The sequence below is a fragment of the Acidovorax delafieldii 2AN genome, from assembly GCF_000175235.1.
Taxonomy (GTDB): domain Bacteria; phylum Pseudomonadota; class Gammaproteobacteria; order Burkholderiales; family Burkholderiaceae_C; genus Acidovorax; species Acidovorax delafieldii_B.
The window spans coordinates 1-5431 of sequence record NZ_ACQT01000236.1 but is presented as its reverse complement, the minus strand read 5'-3'; the positions used below and the strand labels follow the sequence as shown (position 1 = coordinate 5431).

The window sequence follows — 5431 nt, the reverse complement described above, 5'->3', positions numbered from 1 at the left end:
TCAGGCCCAGTTGGAAGAACGCATCGGCCACGCGCTGCTGGTCGGCCACTGCCTCGGGGCTCAGCAGGCCCACGGGCGACGGCGGCCTGCGCTGCACGAAACGGCTGACCACCCCGGCGTCGAGCCCGCTGAAATCAGCGATGAGCTTGATGGTTTCCCGGGTGCTGGCACGCGCCAGGCGGTCGGCCCGCGTCAGCTCCTCCAGCAGCGCCTGGATCGCCTGGGGATGCTTCTGGACAAAGGGGCGCGCCGCCAGATAGAACGATCCGTTGCTGGCAAGCCCCCTGCCGGTGGTCAGCACCCGCGGCTGCACCGAGAGTTCGGCCGCGGCGTAATACGGGTCCCAGATGGCCCAGGCATCCACGCTCTTGCGCTCGAAGGCCGCGCGTGCGTCGGCGGGCGCCAGGTAGATGGGCTGGATATCGGACCACTGCAGCCCCCCGCGCTCCACCGCACGCACCAGCAGGTAATGCGCGCTTGAACCCTTTTGCAGCGCCACGCGCCGGCCCTTGAGATCGGCCAGCGTGCGCACCGCCGAATCTGCGTGCACCAGCACGGCCGATGCGTCGGGCTTGGGGGGTTCGCTGCCCACATACAGCAGGTCTTTACCGGCCGCCTGGGCAAACACCGGGGGCGAATCGCCCGTCAAACCGAACTCCAGGCTGCCCACCGACAGCGCCTCGAGCAACTGCGGGCCTGCAGGAAACTCCAGCCAGCTCACGCGGGCGCCAGGAAAACGTTTTTCCAGCACGCCATGCTGCTTGAGGATGACGAGGTTGATGGCCGCCTTCTGGTAGCCGATGCGCAGTTGTTCGGGGCCCTGCACCGCGGGCGCCGATTGCGCCTGGGCGTAGCGCGCGGCCAGGCTCCAGGTGAAGGCCGTGACGCCCAGCAGCTGCAGTGCGCGGCGCCGTTCAGCGCTCAAGGGAATGTGGGACATGGTGGTCTCCTTGCGCCAGGGGTCAGAGCAGGTCAACCGGCGCGGCATGCAGCAGGTTGAGCTTTCTCGGAATGAGCTTGAGATCGAAGAAGGTGTCGGCAATGGCCTGCTGCTCGGCCAGGATCTCGCGCGTGACGGGAGCGGTGCCAAACTTCGCCCGGCCCACATAGAGCCCCGTGATGCCCTTGTCGAGCCCCAGCACGGCCGACAGCTCTGCGGCCGCAGCGGCCTGGTTTTTCGACGCCCAGGTGTCGATGGCGTTGACTTCTTCGATGGCGATGCGCAGCACGTCGGCGTTGCGCGTGGCAAAGTCGCGCGAGGTGAAGTAGTAAGCCCGGTTGTTCACCACACCGGTGGCATCGGCCAGCAGGCGGGCATCGAGCGTCTTTTGCGCGGCGGCCAGGAACGGGTCCCAGATGATCCAGGCGTCCACGGCGCCCTTTTCAAACGCGGCGCGCGCATCGGCCGGCGCCAGGAAGACCGATTGCACGTCGCCGTACTTCAGGCCGTTTTTCTCCAGCAGCTTGACCAGGAAATACTGCACGTTCGAGCCCTTGTTGTAGGCCACGCGCTTGCCCTTGAGGTCGGCCACGCTGCGGATTGCAGAATCCCGGGGCACGATCACGGCCTCCAGCGCGGGGCGCGGCACCGTGGCGCCCGCGTAGACCAGCGGCGCACCGGCGGCCTGGGCGAAGATGGGCGGCGCTTCGCCCACGTCGCCGAAGTCGATGGAGCCCACGTTCAGCGCTTCAAGCTGCACGGGGCCCGCGTTGAACTCGGTCCATGTGACCTTCACGCCCAGCGGGGCCAGGCGCTTTTCGAGCGTGCCCCGGCCCTTGAGGATGGAGAGCCATCCCTTCTGGTGGCCCACGCGCAGCACGCGGCCAGGCGCCTGGGCAAAGACCGGCGCCCCTGCGGTGCTGAGTGCGGCGGCGGCCAGGCTGGAGAGCAGCGCCTGGCGGCGATTGAGACGAGGTTGCGATGCCATGGAGTTGTGTCTTTCTGGGATGTCGGGGGTATGAAGGGGACGCAGAGCGTGCTGGTCAGCCAAGGACCGCCGCACCGGCGGGCACCACAGGCATGAGCAAAAAGGCGCCAATGACCACGAGCGAGGCCACCACCAGCAAGGCAATGCCCAGCCAGCGCAGGGCGTCACGCAGCCCCAGTGGCTTTGCCTGCAGTGGCGCCTGGGTGGACGGGTGAATATCTGAACGGGGCATGCAAAGCACCTTTTTTTCCTGCGGGCGGGCAACAGCCCGCCCTGCCCGGCCACGCGGGCAAAACAAAGGGATCGGTAAACAATGAAGGCGGGGTGGCGCCACCGCACGGCGGCGCCACCCGGTTCGTCAGACGCTACATCGCACCTGCGAGAACGGGATCGGGGCGAAACGGCCCGCGTGCAGCGGGGTGGAACGCAGGCTTTCGGTGACAAGCACGTTCACGGCATCGTCCAGCCGGGTGGCGATGTCGCCGTGCAGTTCGTAGGCGCCTTCGGGCGTCAGAGTGACCTGCGCATCCGTGGCGTAGATGCCGGGCAGGATGTGCTTGGCCCCCAGCGACTGCAGCACGGGGCGCAGCGCATAGTCGAGCGCCAGCATGTGGTGGGGGCTGCCGCCGGTGGCCAGAGGCAGCACGGTCTTGTCCTTGAGGGCGGTTTGCGGCAACAGATCCAGGAACACCTTGAGCACGCCGCTGTAGGCGGCCTTGTACACCGGCGTGGCCACCACCAGCACGCGGGCTTGCGCCACCTGATCCGCGGCCTGGCTGATGCTGCGGTGACCGGTATCGGCCAGCAACAGGGCCTGGGGCGACAGGTCGCGGATGTGGATGCGGTCCACCAGCGCGCCGCGCACCGTCAGGCGTTGGGCTACGGCGTCGAGCAGCGCGGCGGAGCGCGAGCGCTCGGAGGGGCTACCGGCAATCAGCAAGGCGGACATGGTTTTCCTTTACTTCGTTTTTTATAGCTGCCAGCGCTTGTCTATCAAGCGCTACACGCCAAATGGGCTCTTATTTCCGCGTGTAGATCTGGTCGAAGCTCGCGTTGTCGGCGAAGTGGTCCTTGGCCGCCTTGTCCCAGCCACCAAAGGCGGCATCGATGGTGAACAGGTTCAGCTTGGGAAACTGCTTGGCGTACTTGGCCTTGGCCTTTTCGGACACGGCCGGGCGGTAGAAATTCTTGCCGGCAATGTCCTGGCCTTCCTCGGTGTAGAGGAACTTGAGGTATTCCTCGGCCACGGCACGCGTGCCCTTCTTGTCCACGTTCTTGTCCACCACCGTCACGGCCGGTTCGGCCAGGATGGAGATCGAAGGAGCAACCACGTCGAACTTGGCGCCGAACTCCTTTTCAAGCAGGTAGGCCTCGTTTTCCCAGGCGATCAGCACGTCGCCCTGGTTGCGCTGGGCGAAGGTGATGGTGGAGCCGCGCGCGCCGGTGTCGAGTACCGGCACGTTGCCATACAGCTTGGCGACGAACTCCTTGGCTTTCGCGTCCCCGCCGTATTTGCGCTTGGCGAATTCCCAGGCGGCCAGGTAGTTCCAGCGCGCGCCGCCCGAGGTCTTGGGGTTGGGCGTGATGACGCTCACGCCCGGCTTGACGAGGTCGTCCCAGTCCTTGATGCCCTTGGGGTTGCCCTGGCGCACCACCAGCACGATGGTCGAGGTGTAGGGCGAGCTGTTGTGCGGCAGGCGCTTTTGCCAGTCTTTCGGAATCCACCCGCCGTTGGTGTGCAGCGCATCGGTGTCGCCGGCCAGGGCCAGCGTGGCCACGTCGGCGTCCAGCCCGTCGATGATGGAGCGAGCCTGCTTGCCCGAGCCGCCATGCGACTGCTTGATGGTCACGTCCTGGCCGGTCTTGCCTTTCCAGTATTTGGCAAAGGCCTGGTTGAACTCCACATACAGCTCGCGGGTGGGGTCGTACGACACATTGAGCAAGGTCACGGATTGCGCAAACGACGGCAATGCTGTCAGGGCCAAACTGCCCACCAGGGCGGCGGCGAGGGGAAACTTGATAAAGTCGCGGCGAAAGTTCATGAAGGGCCTCGTTTTAGGAATGCAGAACCGGTGTGAATCACCGATGAAATGCATTCTGAAAGACACTCTTCAAAACTGAAACTACTGAGATTTCAGTTCTTTATATCCAAAACATCTGAGCACCCTCTTTTGCTCAGGTCCAGTCGCAAGGAAATCCCATGGCACGCACGGTCCAATGCATCAAACTCGGCAAGGAAGCCGAAGGTCTCGACTTTCCCCCCTACCCAGGTGAGTTGGGCAAGCGCATCTGGGAAAACGTCAGCAAGCAGGCCTGGGCGGACTGGATCAAGCACCAGACGATGCTGGTGAACGAAAACCGCCTGAACCTGGCCGACGCCCGCGCCCGCCAATACCTGGCGCGCCAGATGGAAAACCACTTTTTTGGCGGCGGCGCAGACGCCGCGGCGGGCTACGTTCCACCCAGCGCGTAACGGAGCAAAGCGAAGTGCAGCACTGAAAAAGTGGTTTCGCCAAAACCATTTTTTGCGGCGGCGCAGATGCCGCGGCAGGCTACGTTACGCCGAGCGCGTAACGCAGCGCAGCGGAGTTCTGACAAGGCAGTGCCTTGCCGAGCGGCCCTGACGGGTTGCCCCGCAGCGCGCCATCCCGTCGCACCGCTGGCAGCCGCGCACCAGCCGATGCGCAGCGTTGCCAGCCCCCCATGCCTGCGCCTTGGCGGGGCCCGCCCGGCCTTCTTGCCACCGCCTGCTGCGACTACCACCTGCAGAAGGCACCGCACCCACACCGGCCCGGTCACACCGTTCCTTTGTTCCATGAATTTCCCACCCAGGACCCCCGATGCCCGAGCGCGTTGATTGGCTTGCGGACGGCACCCCGTTCAGCCCCCGTTTTGGCGACCGTTACCACAGTGAGAACGGAGGGCTCGATCAGGCCCGGCAGGTATTCCTGCACGGTTGCGGTCTGCCCGCCGCATGGGCTGACGCTGCGCAGTGGCGCATTCTGGAAACGGGCTTCGGCTTCGGCCTGAACTTTCTCGTCACCTGGGCCGCCTGGCGAGCCGACCCCCGCCGCACCCGCATGCTGCACTTCGTGTCCACCGAAGCCTGGCCCGTGAGCGCGGAAGACCTGTTGCGCGCCGCGTCGGTGCACCCCGAACTGGCCCCGCTGGCCCAGGAGCTTCACGACCAGTTCTGGGGCCTGCTGCCCGGCATCCACCGCCTGGCCTTTGACGGCGGTCGCGTGCTGCTCACGCTGTGCATCGGTGACGCGCAAACGGTGCTGCGCCAGCAGGAATGGACCGTGGACTCGGTCTATCTGGACGGCTTCAGCCCCCAGCGCAACCCCGAACTCTGGAACCTGCACACGCTCAAGGCCGTGGCGCGCTGCTGCCGCCGGGGCACCCGCTTGGCCACCTGGACCATTGCGCGCACGGTGCGCGATGCGCTGACGCAATGCGGGTTCGTGGTGGAGAAGGTTCCCGGCGTGCCCCCCAAGCGCGAC

The 5431-nt window shown here is 65.7% G+C and carries 7 protein-coding genes; 2 read left to right on the top strand and 5 right to left on the bottom strand.

What is annotated here, in order from left to right:
* The 5 genes from ACDELDRAFT_RS18585 to ACDELDRAFT_RS18570 form a co-directional block, all read right to left on the bottom strand.
* A partial coding sequence (locus ACDELDRAFT_RS18585) for a sulfonate ABC transporter substrate-binding protein (RefSeq protein ID WP_005799550.1) occupies nucleotides 1-940 on the bottom strand: 940 nt, incomplete at its 3' end.
* Nucleotides 941-962: 22 nt separating this feature from the next.
* Nucleotides 963-1928, bottom strand: a complete 966-nt coding sequence (locus ACDELDRAFT_RS18580) for a sulfonate ABC transporter substrate-binding protein (RefSeq protein ID WP_005799549.1) — start codon at nucleotides 1926-1928, stop codon at nucleotides 963-965.
* 55 nt (nucleotides 1929-1983) lie between these two features.
* Nucleotides 1984-2160 (bottom strand): hypothetical protein, encoded by a 177-nt coding sequence (locus ACDELDRAFT_RS25205; RefSeq protein ID WP_005799548.1) that lies wholly within the window; start codon nucleotides 2158-2160, stop codon nucleotides 1984-1986.
* 126 nt (nucleotides 2161-2286) lie between these two features.
* Nucleotides 2287-2877, bottom strand: a complete 591-nt coding sequence (gene ssuE, locus ACDELDRAFT_RS18575) for an NADPH-dependent FMN reductase (RefSeq protein ID WP_005799547.1) — start codon at nucleotides 2875-2877, stop codon at nucleotides 2287-2289.
* Nucleotides 2878-2947: 70 nt separating this feature from the next.
* A complete protein-coding gene (locus tag ACDELDRAFT_RS18570; RefSeq protein ID WP_005799546.1) occupies nucleotides 2948-3970 on the bottom strand; it encodes a sulfate ABC transporter substrate-binding protein in 1023 nt (340 codons plus the stop codon).
* A 158-nt stretch (nucleotides 3971-4128) separates the two neighbouring features.
* On the opposite strand from ACDELDRAFT_RS18570, the gene ACDELDRAFT_RS18565 reads away from it, so the two are divergent.
* Entirely contained in the window at nucleotides 4129-4401 is a 273-nt protein-coding gene (locus ACDELDRAFT_RS18565; protein WP_005799545.1) for an oxidative damage protection protein, read from the top strand.
* Nucleotides 4402-4768: 367 nt separating this feature from the next.
* Nucleotides 4769-5431 (top strand): tRNA (5-methylaminomethyl-2-thiouridine)(34)-methyltransferase MnmD (mnmD, locus tag ACDELDRAFT_RS18560; protein ID WP_005799544.1); only part of this gene is annotated, 663 nt, incomplete at its 3' end.

Bases quoted from the DNA above. Each gene is read 5' to 3' on its own strand.
- ssuE (WP_005799547.1), bottom strand. From the start codon at position 2,877: ATGTCCGCCTTGCTGATTGCCGGTAGCCCCTCCGAGCGCTCGCGCTCC.
- ACDELDRAFT_RS25205 (WP_005799548.1), bottom strand. From the start codon at position 2,160: ATGCCCCGTTCAGATATTCACCCGTCCACCCAGGCGCCACTGCAGGCA.
- ACDELDRAFT_RS18580 (WP_005799549.1), bottom strand. From the start codon at position 1,928: ATGGCATCGCAACCTCGTCTCAATCGCCGCCAGGCGCTGCTCTCCAGC.
- ACDELDRAFT_RS18570 (WP_005799546.1), bottom strand. From the start codon at position 3,970: ATGAACTTTCGCCGCGACTTTATCAAGTTTCCCCTCGCCGCCGCCCTG.
- ACDELDRAFT_RS18565 (WP_005799545.1), top strand. From the start codon at position 4,129: ATGGCACGCACGGTCCAATGCATCAAACTCGGCAAGGAAGCCGAAGGT.